The sequence below is a fragment of the Bradyrhizobium sp. 26S5 genome, assembly GCF_036923295.1.
Taxonomy (GTDB): Bacteria; Pseudomonadota; Alphaproteobacteria; order Rhizobiales; family Xanthobacteraceae; genus Bradyrhizobium; species Bradyrhizobium septentrionale.
This window is the reverse complement of the sequence record NZ_CP145948.1, coordinates 1,855,652-1,875,336: the sequence shown is the minus strand read 5'-3', so window position 1 is coordinate 1,875,336 and position 19,685 is coordinate 1,855,652. Positions and strand designations below refer to the sequence as shown.

Genomic DNA, 19,685 nt, shown 5'->3' with positions numbered 1-19,685 from the left:
ATCGCGTTTAGCTGTAGATCTCGAACAGGCCGGCGCCGCCCTGACCACCGCCGATGCACATGGTCACGACGCCCCACTTGGCCTTGCGGCGACGGCCTTCCTGCAGCAGGTGGCCGGTGAGCCGGGCACCCGTCATGCCGAAGGGATGGCCGATCGCGATCGAACCGCCATTGACGTTGTACTTCTCGGGATCGATGCCGAGCTGGTCGCGCGAATAGAGGCACTGGCTGGCGAAGGCCTCGTTGAGCTCCCAGAGATCGATGTCGTCGATCTTCAGGCCGTGGCGCTTCAAGAGCTTCGGCACGGCGAAGACCGGACCGATGCCCATCTCGTCGGGCTCGCAGCCGGCCGAGGCCCAGGCGACGAAGCGGCCCAGCGGGTTGAGGCCGCGCTTCTCGGCGTCCTTGGCTTCCATCAGCACCACGGCAGCGGCGCCGTCGGACAGCTGGCTGGCATTGCCGGCGGTGACGAACTTGCCCGGGCCCTTGACCGGCTCGAGCTTGGCAAGACCTTCCAGCGTGGTCTCGGGGCGGTTGCACTCGTCGCGATCGACGACGTAATCGACGATCGACTCGGCCTTGGTCGCCTTGTCGACCACCTTCATCCTGGTCTTCATCGGGACGATTTCGTCCTTGAACTTGTTGGCCTGCTGCGCGGCCGCCATGCGGCGCTGCGACTCCAGCGAATACTCGTCCTGGTATTCGCGGCTGAGCTTGTAGCGCTCGGCGACGATGTCGGCGGTGTCGATCATCGCCATGAAGATGTCAGGCGCGGTCTTGAGCAGGTCCGGATCGATCGACTCCTTCGGCGAGCCGCCGCCGGGAATCGAGATGCTCTCGACGCCGCCGGCGACGATGCAATCGGAGCCGTCGGAGCGGATCGAGTTGGCGGCCATCGCGATGGTCTGCAGGCCCGACGAGCAGAAGCGGTTCACCGAGACACCCGCGGTGGTCTTCGGCAGGCCGGCGAGCAGCGCCGCCTGACGGCCGATGTTCGGCGCGCCATGCGCGCAATTGCCGAGATAGCAATCCTCGACATAATCCTTGTCGACGCCGGCGCGCTCGACCGCGTGCTTGATGGCGTGCCCAGCCAGCGACATCGGCGGGGTGATGTTGAATCCGCCACGGCCGGACTTCGCCAGGCCGGTGCGCGCGTAGGAAACGATTACGGCTTCACGCATTGTTTTCTCCCTCTGAGTGGATGATTTCAGCTTGGATGCTGTCTTCGTACACATGGCGCGTCAAGGCAACAGAAATAAGCGCCATCAAAATACCGCTCTGCGGAACGGAAGCGGCCCGACGCAACCGACGAAGCAGGATCACGTGGCGGCGCGGATGAAGCCTACAAACGTGCCTGGAATTCCAAGGTGCTCCTCACAGGGCCGATTTCGCGAGCATCATGTGAATTCCCTTATTGCCGTCGACCAATTGCGTTACGCGCAGATTGCCTGCGAGAGAGCACAGCATATACGCCTCGTTGCGCGTGAGATTCGTGCGCGCGCAGATGTGGTTGACCATCTCGCGGACGGCTTGTTTGGCGGCGTCGTCCAGGTCTTCGTCCAGTCCGATCGAGATGAGGTGGGTTGCATTTTCTGCAAACGGCCATTTGACCCGCATGTCCTTCCGCACGGTCAGGCGGACCGTGCCTGTGACTCCGGTCTCCAGGGCCGTGATGCAGACTTCGCCATCCCCCTGAACGGCGTGCCCATCGCCGGCGAAAAACAGAGCGCCCTCATTGAATACGGGCAGATACAGCGTGGTGCCCGCGCGAAGCTCCTTGTTGTCCATGTTGCCACCGAACGCGCGCGGGACCGGCGATCCGCACCGGCCCCACGCCGGCGGTGGCGCGGTTGCCAAGATTCCGAAAAACGGACTGAGCTCGATCCTGCTGCCCCAGGGCATCGTACAAAAATTCCCATCGCGGTCGATGGTCGGATGAATGGTTTCGTAGTCGGTGAATTCGTCCGGCAGCGTGCCGAGCAAAGGCAGGATCGAAACAAATCCCCAGTCCTGTCTGACCTTCACGTCGAGAATGTCGACCTGAAGCGTGTCGCCGACCTGGGCACCCTTCACGTAGACCGGCCCGGTGATGAAATGCGGTCCGGGTCCCGGCGGCAGCGTATTCAGCGCATGGAGATAATCGGCAGGGACCCGACTGAAATCGTCCGGCAAGGTTTCTTTCCCACCCGCCGGGAAACTATGCAGCGTGACCGAGTCACCGGACTCCACGGTAAGAACCGGTGGACTGGCACTGTCTAGGTACCCCCATACCATGTTCTCAGGAGTGGCGGGAATTTCATGGCGGCGCGGCATCGCTCCTCCAAAGCAGTTGCCCTCGGGAAATGTCGGCCATCATCCTAGGCAAGACTTGGTGTCAAAAACAGCCGCAGGCTTGGGCCCTTTGAGCATTCCTGGTCCATGGTAGGGTGGCCCTGGTAACCCGATGCGCGGACGCCATGCGCCACCTTTCCGTGCGGCCGCGCGACAAATGGAGACTCTGATGAGGCGGTCTCAATTCACGGAAAATGAGATCCGGCATCTCCTATACGAGGCGAATACCGGCGTCTCGGTGGCCGAGATTTGCACGACATCCGGCATCTCGCTTCGAACATTCTACCGATGGAGGCGGCGGTATGGCGGTCTAGACCACCCAGCCGTGCTCGACATGCGCGGACTTGCCGTCGAGAATGTCAGGCTGCGAAACGTCATCGACAATCTATCTGCCTGCCTGAAGGCGACGCCGGCCGGCGAAATCGCAAGCGGCAGCACGCCGCAAACGAACGCGCCGAAGGACGTCGACGGCCGGGGCCGTCGTGCGATCAGCATCGCCGCGGAAAAGTGCGGAGGCGCTGTGACGGGCCGCTTCGCATCAATCCGTGTCAATCGCTGATCTCGACGAGAACAATTCAGGCAGCCATTCTGGCAAAAGTGACATAATGCGCTGCACCGTGGCGGGGATTTGATCAAGCTGCCCCTGCATCGAGCGCAATTTTTCGATCCGGGGGCACACTCCCGGCAAGAACTGGCACGCCGCTGACGCAAATCCAAATCTTGCACAAAACCCGGCAGCAGCTGTCTGTACTTTCTTCTTGTCGCAAATCCGAACGACCGATTACCCTCGCCGCGAACGCCAACGGTCCTGCAGGGAGTTGAGATCATGACTGGCCTTGTCCGCGATTTTACCGACGTCAAGACCGGCGTCAGCCGCCGCAACATCCTGACCGCTTCCGCTGGTCTTGCTTGTGGTTTCGCGCTCGGCGGACCGATCGCGATCAGGACGGCCGCGGCGGCCGGCTTGAAAGAAGTTCGTTTCAGCGAAGCAGTCCACAACCTCGGTTACATCAATCTCTACGTCGGCATGCATGCAAAGATCTTCGAAAAGAACGGTCTCGACATGAAGGTCAGCGCCGCTGGAGGCGACACGCAAACGTTCGCTGCAGTGCTTGGCGGATCGGCTGACTTTGCCATCGGCGATGCGACCATGGCGCAGATCTCGCGGGAGAACGGTGGCCCGGGCGTCGTCGTCGGCACGGTCGTCCAGCGCGCACACTATTTCGGCGTCTCAAAGACGTTAAAGCCCATCACCGACCCGAAAGAGTTCAAGGGCCTGAAGATCGTAACCTCGCCGGAACCGAATACGAATTTCAGCGTGGCGAAGCGCCTGCTTGAAAAAGCCGGCCTCAAGGTCGGCGTCGATGCCACCATCGTGCCAGTGAATCCTGGAACCGAAATTGCTGCGATGCTGGCCGGTCAGGCGGATATTGCCATCGCGTATCAGCCCAGCGTGGCCGCGGCCGAGGCCCAGGGAGCCAAGGTGGTGTTCGACTTCTCCACCTACATCGGCCCGTTCTGCAATACGGGAATCATGGTCCTTCCATCGACGATCCAGAAAGACCCCGCGATGGTTCAAGCCCTGGTGACATCGTTCGAGGAGGCCTCGCGCAAGACCTACGCAGACCCCGCCTTCGCAAAGGAAGTCGCCCGCAAGGAATTTCCGGATCTGCCGGGCGCGGTTGTCGACAAGGCGATCGATGCCGAATTGCAGTATCTGATCCCGGCACAGTCCGTGGTGACCAAGCCGGATCAATGGAAGAATCTAATGGAGATGCAGGTCTACCTCGGCAACGCCAAGGGCACGATCCCGTTCGACCAGATCATCGACAATTCCTTTGCCGACAAGGCCGTCGCCAGTCTGAAATGACAGTTGCGATCACCACCGGCCACGGCGGCACCGGAACATCCGCAGCGTCCTTGGTGCCGTTGACCGTGGAAGGCGTCGCCAAAGGCTACGATGTTGCGGGGCGATTTGTCCCGGTGATCGGCAATCTTAGCTTGACGCTGAAGAAGGGCGAGATTGTCAGCATCGTTGGTCCATCGGGATGCGGAAAGACGACACTGCTCAATACGCTGTGCGGACTGATACCGGCTGACTCCGGGCGAATCCGCTGGTACGGGCACGAGATCGTCGGCCAGCCGCAGAACGTAGGCTACATGCTGCAGAAGGATCTGCTGTTTCCCTGGCGCACTGCATTGAGCAACGTCAAGCTGGGACTGGAAATCCGCGGCCTTGCGGCGAGCGAAGCGCATGACCGCAGCCGCGCGATGCTGGATCAACTCGGATTGCACGGCTTCTCCGATCACTATCCGTCGACATTGTCAGGCGGCATGCGCCAACGGGTGGCACTCGCCCGCACATTGGTCAATGATCCGGAGGTGCTGCTTCTCGACGAGCCGTTTGCCGCGTTGGACTTTCAGAACAAGCTGCTGATCGAAAGTGACACTGCAAAGCTGGTTCGCGAGCGCGGGCGCTCCTTGTTGCTGATTACCCACGATATCGAGGAGGCCGTCTCTCTGGCGGACAGGGTCATCGTGCTGTCGAAGAGGCCGACAACCGTCAAGGCGACGTACGACATAGATCTGGACGGTAAACGAACTGACATGATCGCCGCTCGCGAAAGCCGGCAATTCAGCGCCTACGTTCGGCAGATATGGGCCGATCTCGACGTCGTACTCCAATGACCGCGAATGCACAGGACGATTTTGGGAACGTTGTGCAAGGATCACCGCCTCCGCCGGCGCACCACTGGAAGCGTTGGCGCGTAGCCGGACTCGTCCTGCTCACTCAGGTCGCGCTCTTGGCTGCGCTGCTTGTGTTGTGGGAGCGCGCGACAGGGCAGGACAAGCAGGCAGCCTTCATGTTCGGGTCGCCCTCGGCGATCTTCGGCTTTCTGGGCCAGTCGGCGCGCGATGGCTCGCTGTGGCGCGATATCTATGTCACCGGCTTCGAAACCCTGCTCGGCTTCGTGGTCGGTAATTTCTTCGGAACGCTGATCGGGCTTCTGCTCTGGTACTCGCGTTTCGTATCGCGCGTTGTCGAACCCTTCATCATCGCCTTGGGATCGATTCCCATCATCGCGCTTGCGCCGATCATCATCATTTGGTTCGGCACAGGCCTGATCTCGAAAGTCGCGATGTCGACGTTGTCGGTCGTGATCGTGGCGCTCGTGACGTCCTACAAGGGCGCGACGGGCGTTGACGCCGACCAGGTCAACCTGATGCGGACACTGGGAGCCTCGAAGTTCCAGATATTCCGCAAATTGGTGGTGCCCGCATCGCTCACCGATATTTTTGCAGGATTGAAGCTCACCGTCGGATTTGCGCTGATCGGTGCGATCGTCGGCGAATTCATGTCGTCGTCAGAAGGTCTGGGACACGCAATCTTCAAGGCCGGCTCGCTCTACATCATTCCCAAGGTGTTTGCAGCGCTGATTGCAACGATCGGCCTGGCATTGCTGCTGACGTTCGTGGTGGGCCGCCTTGAACGGCTGCTCATGCCCTGGCGCAAGGTTCAATAGATTCCCCTATTTCGGCAACAGCAAGAAAAGGAACGTGGAGATGTCGCAGCGCGTCGCCAAAGAAGGCAATATCAAGTATGCCCTGTCGGGCCTGGACCGTTTCATTGCCAGCGTCTCTCCCGGCGAAACGTTCGTCGTCGAATGCGCGATCAATGCCAACGACGGAACGATCCGTCATCTCGGGCAGCAACTGATCGAAGCCGACATCACCATGCCGTTCGTCAACGGGGCGACGGGGCCCATCGAGGTTCGCGGCGCCAAGGCCGGCGACATGCTGAAGGTCGAGATCGTCAACATGGAGGTTGGGGGGCTTGGATTTACGGCGCTGTGGCCCGGCATCGGTATGTTCCCGGACTGGGTGCGCCGCAGGGAGTTCGGCATCCAGACGCGTGTTGTCGAGGTCAAGGATGGCCTTGTGCACTGGAACGAGCATCTAAAACTTCCGGTCAAACCGATGATAGGCGTGATCGGAGTCGCACCGCTTCATGGCGCGGTTCTCACCGTGGACAACGGCACGCACGGTGGAAACCTGGATGTTCAGGAAATCACCACCGGCAACACCGTCATGCTCCGGGTCCATGCCGACGGTGCACATCTGTTCCTCGGCGACTGCCACGCAATCCAGGGGGACGGGGAATGCAACGGCATGGGCGCCATCGAGATCGCAGCCACCCTCACTGTCAAAGTGTCGCTCGAAAAAGCTCCGGCGCGCCTGAACCATCCCCGAATCGAAACGCCAACCCACATCTGCACGCTCGGCTGTGCGCGTCCGCTCGAAGACGCCATGCGGCTTGCATTCGAAGAAATGGTTTACTGGCTTGAAGACGAATGGAAGATACCCGCAGCCGAAAGCTACATGCTGCTCGGTCAAATCGCGGAGGCGCGATGCACGCAGGTGGTCAATCCGAAATACACCTATATCTGCAAGGTGAACAAGGACATCGTCCGAAAATACTTCGGGTGACCTGATGGAGCGCGCGTAGCCTCGCCGCTGAAATCGATACCGTCGGGCCTGCTCACGCGACCCGATGGAAGGGCGAAACCATCTCGGGACAAGCAAACGTCCATGCAGACGGTCCGCCGACGCCGGACCTGTGGCCCGGCGTCGCCCGAACCGGGTTAAAACGTCAGCGCCTTGGCCTGCTTCACCTGCGGCAGCGCCTGCACCTTGGCAAGCAGCTCGGCCGGCACCGCGCCGTCGACCTCGACCAGCGCAATGGCGTCGCCGCCCTGCTTGACGCGGCCGAGATGGAAGGTCGCGATGTTGATCTTGGCATCGCCGAGCAGGCTCGCGAACGCGCCGATAAAGCCCGGCTTGTCCTCGTTGGTCACGTATATCATCGACTTGCCGAATTCGGCGTCGACGCGGATGCCCTTGATGTCGACGAGGCGCGGCTTGCCGTCGGCGTAGACGGTGCCGGACACCGAACGCTCCTGGCGCTCGGTGGTGACGGTGACCGTGATCAGGCTTTCATAGTCGCTCTGCGCGGCGCGGACGACCTCGTCCACCACCATGCCGCGCTCCTTGGCGACAACCGGCGCCGAGACCACGTTGACCTCGCCCAGCATCGGCCGCAGCAGGCCCGAGAGCACCGCCGAGGTGATCGCCTTGATCTTCATCTCGGCGACGTGGCCCTCATAGGTGATCTGGGTCTTGAGGATGCCGCTCTCGGTGAGCTGGCCGGCGAACGAGCCGAGCTTCTCGGCGAGCTCGATGAACGGCTTCAGCTTCGGCGCCTCTTCCGCGGTGATCGACGGGAAGTTGACCGCGTTCGAGATCGCGCCCGACAGCAGGTAATCCGACATCTGCTCGGCGACCTGCAGCGCGACGTTCTCCTGCGCCTCGGTGGTGGACGCGCCGAGATGCGGGGTGCAGATCACGTTGGGATGACCGAACAGCACGTTCGAGGTCGCCGGCTCCTCGACGAACACGTCGAAGGCGGCGCCCGCGACATGCTTGGAATTTAGCGCATCGACCAGCGCCTGCTCGTCGACCAGGCCGCCGCGGGCGCAGTTGATGATGCGCACGCCCTTCTTCATCTTGGCGATCGCGGCCGCGTCGATGACGTTGCGGGTCTTCTCGGTCAGCGGCGTGTGCAGCGTGATGAAATCGGCGCGCTTCAACAGGTCATCGAGCTCGACCTTCTCGACGCCGATGTCCTTGGCGCGCTCCGGCGACAGGAACGGATCGAACGCGATCACCTTCATGCGCAGGCCGAGCGCGCGGTCGGCGACGATCGTGCCGATATTGCCGCAGCCGATCACCCCGAGCGTCTTGGCGGTGATCTCGACGCCCATGAAGCGGTTCTTCTCCCACTTGCCGGCCTGGGTCGAGGCATCGGCCTGCGGGATCTCGCGCGCCAGCGCCAGCATCAAGGTGATGGCGTGCTCGGCGGTCGTGATCGAATTGCCGAACGGCGTGTTCATCACAATGATGCCCTTGGCGGTCGCGGCTGGAATCTCGACATTGTCGACGCCGATGCCGGCGCGGCCGATCACCTTCAGCCTGGTCGCCTTCTCGATGATCTTGGCGGTCGCCTTGGTGGCCGAGCGGATCGCCAGACCGTCGTAGTTGCCGATGATCTCGGCGAGCTTTTCCTTGTCCTTGCCGAGGTTGGGCTGGAAGTCGACCTCGACACCGCGATCCTTGAAGATCTGCACGGCGGCGGGAGACAGCGCGTCGGAAATCAGAACTTTGGGTGCCATGATTGCAATCCTTGTGATCAGTCCGGTTAAGCCGCGAGCGGCGGCCCTTGAATGCGTGCTTGCAACGAATGCGCGGGCGCTCAGCGCAGCCAGCGCACCATGAACGGAAATGGCGGGACGCCGTTCTCGGCGGCCTGCCGCTTTTCGAAGGTCATGCCGTAGTACTGCAACAGCGGCTGACCGAAGGTGCGTTCGGCGTCGAAGTCCGCGACCAGGGCCTTCGAGCTGCCTCGATAGCCGTGCTCGTGGAAGACGATCGCCGGATCGATATCGAGGTGCTTCGCCGCCGCGTAGGACCAGGCAATGGCCGCGATCTCGTCGCCTTCCGACGGCGTTGCCAGCTCCGGTGTGTTCCGCATCGACGGATCGGTCACCGCGAGATGACCGGCCTCGTGCAGGAGATCGCCGGGATGAGCGAGCTTCTCCTCATCGACGAAGATGACGCCGCCACTGATGCGAAGTCCGGGCAGGAACGTCGCGTCCGGCAAGTGCGCCGGACGCACGTCGATCCCGATGCCGCAGATGAAATCCGCGAGCCTTTCGGTCAGCGGATTGGCGAACATCGTCAGGCCGCCTTGGGCAACACTGCCTTGGTTTCGGCGAAGGCCCAGTCGATCCACTGCGTCAGCAGCTCGACGTCCTTTGCCTCGACGGTGGCGCCGCACCAGATCCGCAGGCCGGCCGGCGCATCGCGGTAATACGCGAAGTCGAAGCCGGCGTTCTCCTTCTCCACCAGCGCGACCAGCTTCTTGCAGAAGTCGGCCTGCGCATCTGATGGAAGCGAGGTGATCGCGGGATCGGTGAACTTCAGGCACACCGAGGTGTTGGAGCGGATCGCGGGATCCTTGGCCAGGAAGTCAATCCAGGGCGTCTTCGCCTTCCAGTCGGCGAGCGCCTTGGTGTTGGCGTCGGCGCGCGCGATCAGCGCCTTCAGGCCGCCGATCGACTTCGCCCAGTTCAACGCATCGAGATAATCCTCGACGCAGAGCATCGACGGCGTGTTGATGGTCTCGCCCTCGAAGATGCCCTGGTTGAGCTTGCCGCCCTTGGTGAGGCGGAAGATCTTCGGCAGCGGCCAGGCCGGCTTGTAGGTCTCGAGCCGCTCCACCGCGCGCGGCGACAGGATCAGCATGCCGTGCGCCGCCTCGCCGCCGAGCGCCTTCTGCCAGGAGAAGGTGACGACGTCGAGCTTGGCGAAATCGAGCGGCTGCGCGAAGGCGGCCGAGGTCGCGTCGCAAATCGTCAGGCCTTCACGGGTCGCGCTGATCCAGTCGGCGTTCGGAACGCGCACACCGGAGGTGGTGCCGTTCCAGGTGAAGACGACGTCCGACGCAGGGTCGACCTTGGCGAGATCGGGGATTTCACCGTAGGCCGCGTTCAGCTTGGTGACGTCCTTCAGCTTCAATTCCTTGACGATATCGCTGACCCAGCCCTCGCCGAAGGATTCCCAGGCGAGCGTGGTGACGGGCCGCGCACCGAGCAGCGACCACAGCGCCATCTCGACCGCGCCGGTGTCCGACGCCGGCACGATGCCGATCTTGTAATCGGCAGGCACTTCAAGCACTTCACGCGTCAGTTCGATCGCGAGCTTGAGCTTGGCCTTGCCGACCTTCGCACGATGCGAGCGGCCGAGCGCGGCGTCCTTCAGATTGTTGGGGTTCCAGCCGGGGCGCTTGGCACAGGGGCCGGAGGAGAAATGCGGCACATCAGGCCGCGAAGCGGGCTTCGCTGCAGTCATAATCTACCCTTCCAGATAGCTGCCTCTCGGTGGGGAGAGGTTTCCCGCTGCCGGAGATAGTGGACGGGCGCCCAAACGTCAAGGAAGTTCAGAAGGGTCCGGAACGATGGGGGGATCACGGCTGATTGATGGGGAGTCCTCGACCTGCTGCACCGTCTCCTGATCGAGCAAATCTGCCGCGAGAGTCATGATCTTAACCGCCCTGCGCCGGCTCGATATTTTCAAAATGCTCTTCTCGCCGGCCTGCACGATGTACTCGTTGCCGACCCGCACGATCGAATAATCCGACATCGAAATCCCCAGTTGCCCGCGCCCCCGTGGGAGACGTCCGACATAGCGGACTCGTTCCGACCCGTAAATTCGCGGAGGCCGGCTTAGTTTATTGGCTGTTAACCGGATAGCGGAGCAACAGCTACCGCAGGCATTGCCATGTGGATGGCACAACTTCGCGCACACATTTCAGAAGTGCAACGTCTCAGAAGCGCAACGTCATGCCGACATGGCTGCGCGCGAATCCGAGTCGCTCATAGAAGCGCTGCGCATCGACGCGTGTGTGATGCGTCAAGAGCTCGACGAGCATGCAACCTCGCGCACGCGCTTCCGCGACCGCCCACTGCACCAGCTGCTCGCCGATGCCGCGGCTGCGGCAATGGGTTGCGACGCGGACATCCTCGAGCAAGCCGCGCGAGCCGCCCTGCGAGCTGATGCCCGGCAGCACCGCGAGCTGCAGGCAGCCGACCACGGTGCCCTCGCCGTCGACGGCGACCACGAGCTGAAGGTTGGGATCGCGCTCGACCCGCGCGAAGGCCTCGTAATAGCTTTGCGGCAGCGGATCCTCGATCCGCTCGCGCGCGCGGCCGAGCGGATCGTCCGCCAGCATGCCGACGATGACCGCGACATCCTCGCGGCGGGCACGGCGGATCGTGATGGATGAGGCTTCAGTCATATCGATCTTCACCAGAGGTCAGCCGACCGGCGGCAGGCCGAGCACATGCTCGGCATCGGAGATCCAGCGGCGGATAATGGGATAGCGTTCGAGCGCGAGGCCGCCATCCTCCGCGACCCGCGTATAGGCAAGCAGCGAAACGTCGGCGAGCGAGAACGCATCACCGACCAAAAATTGCGTCGCCGCAAGATGCCGTTCCAGATGATCGAGCGCCACATAGCCGCGCTTCAACAGGTTCGAATCGATCTCGGAAACGGCCTTACCGAGATACACGGTCTGAAACCGGCAGACCGCGACATAGGGCTCGTGGCTGTTCTGCTCCCAGAACATCCAGGCATCCATCTGCGCCGCGCGATAGGGATCGCCGGGGATCAGATCGCTGCCGCGCGCGAGGTAGCGGATGATGGCGTTGGATTGCGCGAGCGTGCGGCCGTCATCCAGCTCCACCGTCGGCACCTGCCCCCAACCGTTGAGCTTGAGGAATTCCGCCGTCCGGCTGCCGCCCTTCATGGTGTCGATCTCGACCCATGTGTAGGGCAGCGCCAGTTTGTCGCACACCCATTTCACCTTCAGGCAATTGCCTGAATTGGAATCGCCGAGGATTTTCATGTGAGGTCGCTCCGCTTGCGGAGCGATATCCGACCAGTCACGCCATGCACTGTCAAGCCGCGCGGCTTGGCCTCAGAACTTGTAACCGAGACCGGCGCGCACTGTATTGATGGTGGTGTCGACGGTCGACGTGAAGCGAACGTATTCCCACTCCGCGCGCATGAACAGCCCGCCCGTGATATTGACGTCGAAGCCGAGACCGCCGGTGTAGCCGTACACCAGGTGATTATGCTGGACGTCGTTCGCGTTCAACGTCGCCAGCGGCGTGAACGGCCCCGAGATGGTGGCACTGACGGCGTCGTGAACCGTGACCGAGCGCGAGATGTCGGCATTGCCGAACGCAACGCCGCCGAAGATATACGGCAGGAAGCAACCCCAGGCGTAGCCGGCGCGGCCGCGGATCGTCGCCATGTCGTTGATCTGGATCGCCGCCGACGAATCGACGCGCACGTCGTGGAACAGGGTGTCGGTCAGCGCGGTGCCGCTGACCAATTCCTTGCTCGCGGTGGACGAGCCGCCGAACTTGCCGTGCATGTAGCTCGCATCGATGCCGACCACGACGTCGTCGTATTGCCAGTTGTAGCCGGCGAACGCACCATAGGCCGCCGAACGTTGGGACGCCTTGCCGAGCCCGAGATTCCAGTTCGAGACGTCCATCTGCTGGATCACGTTGTGATCGAGCAGGGCCGCGAGCATGTTGGCATTCGTGCCGCTGAAATTCTCATCGGACGAACCGTAGCCGCCCTGCCCGCCGATATAGAAGCCGCGCCAGTTGACGGGTGCGCTGGGTGCGTCGCTGAAGCCGCCGCGCAGGGCCGGGAAGTCCGGCAGATCGGCCGCGTGCGCAGCCGTCACCGCGCCCATCATCATCGCCGTCAGCAAGAACATACGCATCGCAACGCTCCATCCCACTCATCGAATGCGCGCTGATCATCGCCTGTTAACCTTAACCAATCGTTGTCGTCACACGCTTTCGACCACCCAAGTTGCAGTAGCTCGTGACGTCGCGCGGCAAAGAAAAACGGCGCGGGATGGTCCCGCGCCGTTGCAATCGTTAACCGTGAAGGCTCGAAATTAACCCTTGCGGATCAGCGGGGGCGGCGGCGGCGGGGGCAGCACGTCGCAGCAGGGCAAGGCGAAGCGCACGCCGAGCTTCACGTCCTGCGAGGTAATGTCGCGGTACTGGAAGCTCGAGGGACCGGCCGGCGTGCCGTCGAAGAAGTGACCCTGGCCCTGGCCGGCGGTGCCCATGTCGAGGTAGCGATAGGCCAGTTCGACCGTGAAGTTGTTGGTGACCCTGTAGGCGACACCGGCATGCACGGCCCAGGCGAAGTTGGTCTTGGTGGCGCCGTCGGCGATGAAGGAGCTGGTCAGGCCAGACCCGCTCGGGAACGTGGCGATGTCCGAGAAGGCCGAGGTCTTGATCGTCGCGGCACCGACACCGGCACCGATGAACGGGGTCAAGCATCCCCAAGTGCCGAGATCGGCGTAGACGTTCACGAGGCCGACCCAGCTCTGCATGCCGCCATGATAGGTGTCGCCCAGCGAGCTCGGCCCGGGGAACGTGAAGAAGTCGGTGCCGTTGAAGCTGACCTTCGAGCGGTACTCACCGGTGATGTCCGCGCGGAACCAGCTGTTGAACTGATAGCCGACGCCGATGCCGAACAGCATGCCGCTGTCGAAGCCGGTGCCGTACTGATTGAACGCGGTGCCGGCCGGCAGCGTGTCGTACGCGTTGACGTGCAGCCTGGCCTTGGTGTTGGTCATGCCGATGTCGCCGCGCAGATACCAGCCGCCGAAATCCTGGACCGGCGGGGGAGCATACGCCATCGGGGGCGGCGGCATGATCGGCATGTCGGCAGCGAACGCCACCGAAGACAGCAGGGATGCCGCGCCTGCGGCAATCAGGGTCTTTACGCTACGCATTGGCTTCGTCCTTTTGGGCCAAGTGAGGCGACACGAAAGCCCCACGTCTGAAACTCACGGGCGGACGATGCCAGCAAATGTTTAAGCGGCACTTAACCCTAATTTTTAAGGTTGATTTTCTCTGACCTTTTTCTGCGGCTGGTGCTTATGGGTCCATCAATACGCGCGTGCAGCAGCGAAAGATGGCGATCCCGCCACAAGTGCTAATGAAGCGTTGATGATTGCGCGCCGTTAGCGGCGCACGCAGGCCGCGTGCGTTAGCGAACGCTTAATGCGGGGGCCTCGCGACAGAGGTTCAGCGAGCAGCCTTCGGCATCTTCGGCAGGAACACCGCGAGCAGGCCGATCGCCGGCAGGAATGCGCACAGCTGATAGACGAAGGCGATTGAGGTGTGGTCGGCGAGCTTGCCGAGCACCGCGGCGCCAAGACCGCCGATGCCGAACGCGACGCCGAAGAACACGCCGGAGATCATGCCGAAGCGGTGCGGCATCAGTTCCTGCGCGAACACGATGATCGCCGAGGTCGCCGACGAGATGATCAGGCCGATCACGACCGTCAGCACGGCGCTTGCGAACAGGCCGGCATAGGGCAGCGCCAGCGTGAACGGCAGCGCGCCGAGGATCGAGAACCAGATCACGTATTTGCGGCCGAAGCGGTCGCCGAGCGGCCCGCCGATGAACGCGCCCACGGCGTTGGCGGCAAGGAAGATGAACAGATAGAGCTGCGCCGCCTGCGTCGAGACGCCGAACCTGTCGATCAGATAGAAGATGTAGTAGCTCGACAGGCTCGAGACATAGAGCTGCTTGGAGATTAGCAGCGCGACCAGCACAATCAGCGCAAGCATCACGCGGCGCTGATCTGGATGGTCAGGATGCCGCGCGATGGTGGCCGCCTTCTTGCCTGATATCTGCGGCTTGTACCAGACGCCGATGCGCCAGAGGATCACGATGGCGAGGAACGCGATCGAGGAGAACCAGGCGATCGAGGGCTGGCCGAACGGCACCACGATCAACGCGGCCAGTACCGGTCCCATCGAGGTGCCGAAACTGCCGCCGAGTTGGAACACCGATTGCGCGAAGCCGTAACGACCGCCTGACGCCAGCCGCGCTATGCGCGACGATTCCGGATGAAACACCGCGGAGCCCAATCCGACCAGCGAGGCGGCGATCAGGATGATCCCGTAACTATGCGCGACGCTGAGCAGCAACAGCCCGAAGAAGGTGAAGCCCATGCCGATCGAAAGCGAGAACGGCTGCGCCTTCTTGTCGGTGAAATGACCGACCAGCGGCTGCAGCAGCGAGGCGGTGAACTGGAACGCCAGCGTGATCATGCCGATCTGCGCGAAGTCGAGCGCGTAATTGTCCTTCAGGATCGGATAGACCGAGGCGATCAGCGACTGCATCGTGTCGTTGAGGAAGTGCGAGAAGCTGATGCCGGCAAGCACGACATAGGCCGGCCCCGCGGCAGCCGCCTTTGCGGCCAGCGAGGGCGACAACTCCGGCACCAGCACCGGTTCGCCCAGTGCCTGTTCGCTCACGACGGACTTGTTCAATGCAGCATTCCCGGGACGGATACCTCCGTGTCGTACGACGCGGAGGTCAGGCGGACCAGTTGCGTTAGCCGATAGCAGCGATGCGCTGTGTGAACCGCGACGAAAGCCTGCTCCCTCTCCCCGTTCTTCACGGGGAGAGGGTTGGGGTGAGGGGCTGTTTCAGGACGGACGGTGAAAGCTGGATTCGCGGAGAGCCCCCTCACCCGAAATTCAAGCGCAGCTTGAATTCCGGCCTCTCCCCGCACGCGGGGCGAGGCTGGAGCGGCGTTCGTCGATCGATTGACTAGGCCGCCGCGGCGTGGCCGAGCGCGCTGACGATGTTGTCGACGACCTCTTCCACCAGGATGCGATCGTCACCCTCGCCCATGACGCGGATCACCGGCTCGGTGCCGGAGGGACGGATCAACAGACGGCCATGGCCGTTGAGGCGCTTCTCGCCGTCGGTGATCGCGGACTTGACCTCGGCGTCGTCGAGCGGCTTGCCGCTGCGATAGCGCACGTTCTTCAGGATCTGCGGCAATGGATCGAAACGCCGGCAGATCTCCGACACCGGGCGGCGCAGCTTCTGCACCACCGCCAGCACCTGCAGCGCGGCGACGAAGCCGTCGCCGGTCGTCGAATAATCCGACATGATGATATGGCCGGACGGCTCGCCGCCGAGATTGTAGCCGCCGCTCAGCATCTGCTCGAGCACGTAGCGGTCGCCGACCGGGGTGCGGACCATCTGCAGCCCGAGGCCCTGCAGGAAGCGCTCCAGCCCGAGATTGGACATCACGGTGGTGACGATACCGGGCTTGGAGAGGCGTCCCTCTTCCTTCCAGCTCTGCGCGATCACCGCGAGCAGCTGGTCGCCGTCGACGATGTGGCCGCGCTCGTCGACCAGGATGACGCGATCGGCGTCGCCGTCGAGCGCGATGCCGATGTCGGCGCGCATCTCGCGCACCTTCCGCGACAGCGCTTCCGGCGAGGTGGAGCCGCATTCCTTGTTGATGTTGAAGCCGTCGGGCTCGACGCCCATCGGCACCACGTCGGCGCCGAGCTCCCACAGCGCTTCCGGCACCACCTTATAGGCGGCGCCATTGGCGCAATCGACCACGACGCGCAGGCCGTCGAGCGAGAGATCGCGCGGCAGCGTGCGCTTGGCGAATTCGATGTAGCGGTCATGGACGCCGTCAATGCGGCGGGCGCGGCCGAGGCTTGCGCTCTGCGCCAGGCGACGGTCGAGCGATTCGTCGAGCAGCTGCTCGATCTGCTTCTCGACATCGTCGGAGAGCTTGAAGCCCTGCGGGCCGAACAGCTTGATGCCGTTGTCCTCGAAGAGATTGTGCGACGCCGAGATCATGACGCCGAGATCGGCGCGCATCGACTTGGTGAGCATCGCGATCGCCGGCGTCGGCATCGGGCCGACCAGCAGCACGTCCATGCCGACCGAGGTGAAGCCTGCGACCATGGCGTATTCGATCATGTAGCCGGACAGCCGCGTGTCCTTGCCGATCACGACGCGATGGCGATGGTCGCCACGCTGAAACACCAATCCTGCGGCCTGCCCCACCTTGAGCGCGAGCTCCGGCGTGATCAGCCCATTGGCGCGGCCCCGAATTCCATCGGTCCCGAAATATTTGCGGCTCATGGTACCCCCAACACGGACCTCTCGAACCACCCGGCGAGAGAGTCCCGAACGCCCACCAGTCTAGCGTGCATCGGCCTTATAGACTGTCAGGCGCTAAGATGACTTCAAAAAATATGATGAATCATTACCGCCATCGAACCCCATGGTTCGAGCTTAAGACACTGAAAAATATAACATTCTCTCCTTAACCGCAATCCCGTAAACGCGGGCCGGCCCTAACCCTTGCCGCCTCGCTTGACGTGCTGGTCGCCCTTGCTGGGGGCCGGCTGGGTGACATTGACGGGGTCGGAACCGGGAAACGTCTCCTCCAGCCCCTCTTCCAGGGCCTCGTCGAGCCGGCGCTTCTCGGCGTTGTCGTCTGCTTTCGGCTTGGAGTTCGGCTTGGAGTTCGCCTTGGAGCCTGATTGCGTCATCGTGCTCTCCCATCCGTCTTGGCATTCATCCTGGTATTCGTCTTGGATTTGGCAGGCCATCCAACCATGCTAGATGACGGCAAGCGCGAACACCCGCAAGACTTCGCGGCATTAAGACTTCGCTGCATACGACTTGCGTCATAGAAGAAGGGCCGGGAACGTCCATGAAGCACATTACCTGCATCGAAGATCTGCGCCAGCTGCACAAGCGCCGGGTGCCGAAGGCGTTTTTCGATTATGCGGACCGCGGCTCCTACACCGAGGACACGCTGCGCGCCAACTCCGCGGACCTGCAGCAGATCAAGTTCCGCCAGCGCATCCTGGTCGATGTCTCGAAGCGGACCCTGGCGACCACGATCCTCGGCGAGCCGGCCGCGATGCCGCTGATCCTGGCGCCGGTCGGCCTGCTCGGCATGCAACATGGCGACGGCGAGATCTACGCCTGCCGCGCGGCGCAGGCGGCCGGCATTCCCTTCACCCAGAGCACGATGTCGATCTGCTCGATCGAGGACATCGCGGCTGCCGTCGACAAGCCGTTCTGGTTCCAGCTCTACGTCATGAAGGACCGCGGCTTCATCAAGTCGCTGATCGAGCGCGCGATCGCGGCGAAATGCTCGGCGCTGGTGCTGACCGTCGACCTGCAGGTGATCGGCCAGCGCCACCAGGACATCAAGAACGGCATGACGGTGCCGCCGGAATGGTCGCTGTCGAAGCTCTTGGACTTCGCGAGCAAGCCGTCATGGGTCGCCGGCGTGCTGCGCGGCAAACGCCGCAGCTTCGGCAACATCGTCGGTCACGTCAAAGGCACCGAGGATCTGACCAAGCTGTCGGAATGGACGGCATCGCAGTTCGATACCACGCTGAACTGGAAGGACATCGACTGGATCCGCAGCATCTGGCCGGGCAAGCTGATCCTCAAAGGCATCCTCGATGTCGAGGACGCCGAGCTCGCCGCCAAGACCGGGGCGCAGGCGATCGTGGTGTCCAACCATGGCGGCCGCCAGCTCGACGGCGCGCCGTCCTCGATCGAGGTGCTGCCGGAGATCGTCGACGAGGTCGGCTCGAAGCTCGAGATCATGTTCGACGGCGGCATCCGCACCGGCATGGACGTGATGCGCGCGCTGGCGCTCGGCGCCAAGTCCTGCATGATCGGCCGCGCCTATGCCTACGGCCTCGGCGCCGGCGGCCAGGAAGGTGTCGCCAAGGCGCTCGACATCCTGGGCAAGGAGCTCACCACCACGATGGGGCTGTGCGGCGTCAACACCATCGCCGAGATCGACGATCACGTGCTGGCGGTGTGAGGCAATCGCCATCCGGCCCACAAGCGTCGTCCCGGCGCAGGCCGGGACCCATAACCACAGCCGTGCAAGATTAGAACACGACTGTGGCCACAGCTTATCTCAACAAAAACCATCGGTGGTTATGGGTCCCGGCTCCCGCGCGCAATTGCGCCCTAGGTGGTGTGGACTCTAAGGATTCCCTTTTAGGAGCAAATCAGATTCAAGGCTGCTTTTGGGGAGGCCGCCTTGGGTGTGATGGACCGTGTGGTATTGAGCGACGCGGCGTGGGAGCGGATAGCGCCGCTGATCATAGGGCGCCCCGATCAGAAGGGCTCCACCGGGCGCGACAACCGGATGTTCGTGGAAGGTGTGCTGTGGATCGTGCGTACGGGGTCTCCCTGGCGCGATCTTCCGGAGGTGTTTGGGGACTGGAACAGCGTGTTCCGGCGCTTCAGTCGATGGAGCATCAAGGGTGTTTGGTGGCGGATCTTCGAGGCGATGTCCGATGATCCGGACTTCGAATATCTGATCGTCGATTCCACCATCGTTCGGGCGCATCAGCACGCCGCCGGCGCCAAAAAGGGGGGTCTGAAGATCAAGCGGAAGATCAAGCGATCGGCCGCTCGCGCGGCGGCCTGAGCACCAAGATACATATGGCCGTTCGAGGCTTGGGATGTCCGGTGCGGTTCAAGCTCACCGCAGGTCAGAAGGGCGATGCACCGCAAGCCGCCGCATTGATCGAAGGCTTATCCGCCGAGGTCGTCATGGCCGATACGGCCTATGACGCCGATCACTTGCGCCAAGCCATCGCCGCCAAAGGCGCGCTCGCCGTGATCCCCAACAACCCGTCACGTGCGCTCAAATATCCACTCGACAAGCATTTCTATGCCCAGCGTCATCTCGTCGAATGCTGCTTCTCAAAGCTCAAGCAGTTCCGCCGCGTTGCAACCCGCTTCGAAAAGACCGCCCGAAATTACCTGGCCGTCGTCACTCTCGCAGCCATCGTCTTATGGATGCGATAAGTGTCCACA

General features: G+C 62.7%; 20 protein-coding genes and 1 pseudogene. 7 read left to right on the top strand and 14 right to left on the bottom strand.

Translation table 11 applies throughout. The features are described 5' to 3' along the window. Positions 1-7: 7 nt before the first annotated feature. Complete coding sequence (locus V5279_RS08855) at positions 8-1,180, bottom strand: thiolase family protein (protein WP_166302923.1); 1,173 nt, start codon at positions 1,178-1,180, stop codon at positions 8-10. Positions 1,181-1,373: 193 nt separating this feature from the next. Continuing rightward, positions 1,374-2,312, bottom strand: a complete 939-nt coding sequence (locus V5279_RS08850; RefSeq protein WP_338696506.1) for an acetamidase/formamidase family protein — start codon at positions 2,310-2,312, stop codon at positions 1,374-1,376. Positions 2,313-2,499: 187 nt separating this feature from the next. Between V5279_RS08850 and V5279_RS08845 the strand changes: the two genes are divergently transcribed. Continuing rightward, positions 2,500-2,889 (top strand): transposase, encoded by a 390-nt coding sequence (locus V5279_RS08845; RefSeq protein WP_029079195.1) that lies wholly within the window; start codon positions 2,500-2,502, stop codon positions 2,887-2,889. A 222-nt stretch (positions 2,890-3,111) separates the two neighbouring features. Here V5279_RS08845 and V5279_RS08840 read toward each other — a convergent pair whose 3' ends face one another. Beyond that, complete coding sequence (locus V5279_RS08840) at positions 3,112-3,363, bottom strand: hypothetical protein (protein ID WP_338696504.1); 252 nt, start codon at positions 3,361-3,363, stop codon at positions 3,112-3,114. Positions 3,364-3,393: 30 nt separating this feature from the next. On the opposite strand from V5279_RS08840, the gene V5279_RS08835 reads away from it, so the two are divergent. The 4 genes from V5279_RS08835 to V5279_RS08820 are packed head-to-tail and all read left to right on the top strand — an operon-like array spanning position 3,394 to position 6,818. Continuing rightward, positions 3,394-4,200 (top strand): ABC transporter substrate-binding protein, encoded by an 807-nt coding sequence (locus V5279_RS08835; RefSeq protein WP_338696502.1) that lies wholly within the window; start codon positions 3,394-3,396, stop codon positions 4,198-4,200. After that, on the top strand, positions 4,197-5,018 hold the full coding sequence (locus V5279_RS08830; protein WP_338696500.1) for an ABC transporter ATP-binding protein: 822 nt from the start codon (positions 4,197-4,199) through the stop codon (positions 5,016-5,018). Before V5279_RS08835 ends, V5279_RS08830 begins: the two co-directional genes overlap by 4 nt. A gap of 32 nt (positions 5,019-5,050) precedes the next feature. Continuing rightward, positions 5,051-5,854, top strand: a complete 804-nt coding sequence (locus tag V5279_RS08825; RefSeq protein ID WP_414645747.1) for an ABC transporter permease — start codon at positions 5,051-5,053, stop codon at positions 5,852-5,854. 40 nt (positions 5,855-5,894) lie between these two features. Further along, positions 5,895-6,818 (top strand): acetamidase/formamidase family protein, encoded by a 924-nt coding sequence (locus V5279_RS08820; RefSeq protein ID WP_338696498.1) that lies wholly within the window; start codon positions 5,895-5,897, stop codon positions 6,816-6,818. 155 nt (positions 6,819-6,973) lie between these two features. Here V5279_RS08820 and serA read toward each other — a convergent pair whose 3' ends face one another. The 11 genes from serA to V5279_RS08765 form a co-directional block, all read right to left on the bottom strand. Continuing rightward, complete coding sequence (serA, locus tag V5279_RS08815) at positions 6,974-8,563, bottom strand: phosphoglycerate dehydrogenase (protein ID WP_029079200.1); 1,590 nt, start codon at positions 8,561-8,563, stop codon at positions 6,974-6,976. Between the two features lie 77 nt (positions 8,564-8,640). After that, a complete protein-coding gene (locus V5279_RS08810) occupies positions 8,641-9,123 on the bottom strand; it encodes a hypothetical protein (protein ID WP_338696496.1) in 483 nt (160 codons plus the stop codon). A gap of 2 nt (positions 9,124-9,125) precedes the next feature. Then, the gene (locus tag V5279_RS08805) at positions 9,126-10,298 is read right to left on the bottom strand and encodes a phosphoserine transaminase (RefSeq protein WP_338696494.1); all 1,173 of its coding nucleotides are present in this window, start codon (positions 10,296-10,298) and stop codon (positions 9,126-9,128) included. Positions 10,299-10,376: 78 nt separating this feature from the next. Beyond that, positions 10,377-10,589, bottom strand: coding sequence for a hypothetical protein (locus tag V5279_RS08800; RefSeq protein WP_166302891.1), 213 nt, complete (start codon positions 10,587-10,589; stop codon positions 10,377-10,379). Positions 10,590-10,773: 184 nt separating this feature from the next. Then, entirely contained in the window at positions 10,774-11,244 is a 471-nt protein-coding gene (locus V5279_RS08795) for a GNAT family N-acetyltransferase (protein WP_166302888.1), read from the bottom strand. Between the two features lie 18 nt (positions 11,245-11,262). Continuing rightward, the gene (locus tag V5279_RS08790; protein WP_338696491.1) at positions 11,263-11,853 is read right to left on the bottom strand and encodes a glutathione S-transferase family protein; all 591 of its coding nucleotides are present in this window, start codon (positions 11,851-11,853) and stop codon (positions 11,263-11,265) included. 72 nt (positions 11,854-11,925) lie between these two features. Continuing rightward, positions 11,926-12,747 carry an outer membrane protein gene (locus tag V5279_RS08785; protein ID WP_338696488.1) on the bottom strand — a complete coding sequence of 274 codons (822 nt, stop codon included), beginning with the start codon at positions 12,745-12,747 and terminating at the stop codon, positions 11,926-11,928. A gap of 180 nt (positions 12,748-12,927) precedes the next feature. Beyond that, positions 12,928-13,779 carry an outer membrane beta-barrel protein gene (locus V5279_RS08780; RefSeq protein ID WP_029079207.1) on the bottom strand — a complete coding sequence of 284 codons (852 nt, stop codon included), beginning with the start codon at positions 13,777-13,779 and terminating at the stop codon, positions 12,928-12,930. Between the two features lie 295 nt (positions 13,780-14,074). After that, positions 14,075-15,331 (bottom strand): MFS transporter, encoded by a 1,257-nt coding sequence (locus tag V5279_RS08775; protein ID WP_338696485.1) that lies wholly within the window; start codon positions 15,329-15,331, stop codon positions 14,075-14,077. A 283-nt stretch (positions 15,332-15,614) separates the two neighbouring features. After that, positions 15,615-16,961, bottom strand: coding sequence for a phosphoglucosamine mutase (glmM, locus tag V5279_RS08770; protein WP_166302879.1), 1,347 nt, complete (start codon positions 16,959-16,961; stop codon positions 15,615-15,617). A 215-nt stretch (positions 16,962-17,176) separates the two neighbouring features. Next, the gene (locus tag V5279_RS08765) at positions 17,177-17,374 is read right to left on the bottom strand and encodes a hypothetical protein (RefSeq protein ID WP_338696482.1); all 198 of its coding nucleotides are present in this window, start codon (positions 17,372-17,374) and stop codon (positions 17,177-17,179) included. Positions 17,375-17,538: 164 nt separating this feature from the next. Between V5279_RS08765 and V5279_RS08760 the strand changes: the two genes are divergently transcribed. Beyond that, complete coding sequence (locus V5279_RS08760) at positions 17,539-18,675, top strand: alpha-hydroxy acid oxidase (protein ID WP_338696480.1); 1,137 nt, start codon at positions 17,539-17,541, stop codon at positions 18,673-18,675. A gap of 234 nt (positions 18,676-18,909) precedes the next feature. Beyond that, a pseudogene (locus tag V5279_RS08755) lies at positions 18,910-19,676 on the top strand (IS5 family transposase). The last annotated feature ends 9 nt before the right edge of the window (positions 19,677-19,685 follow it).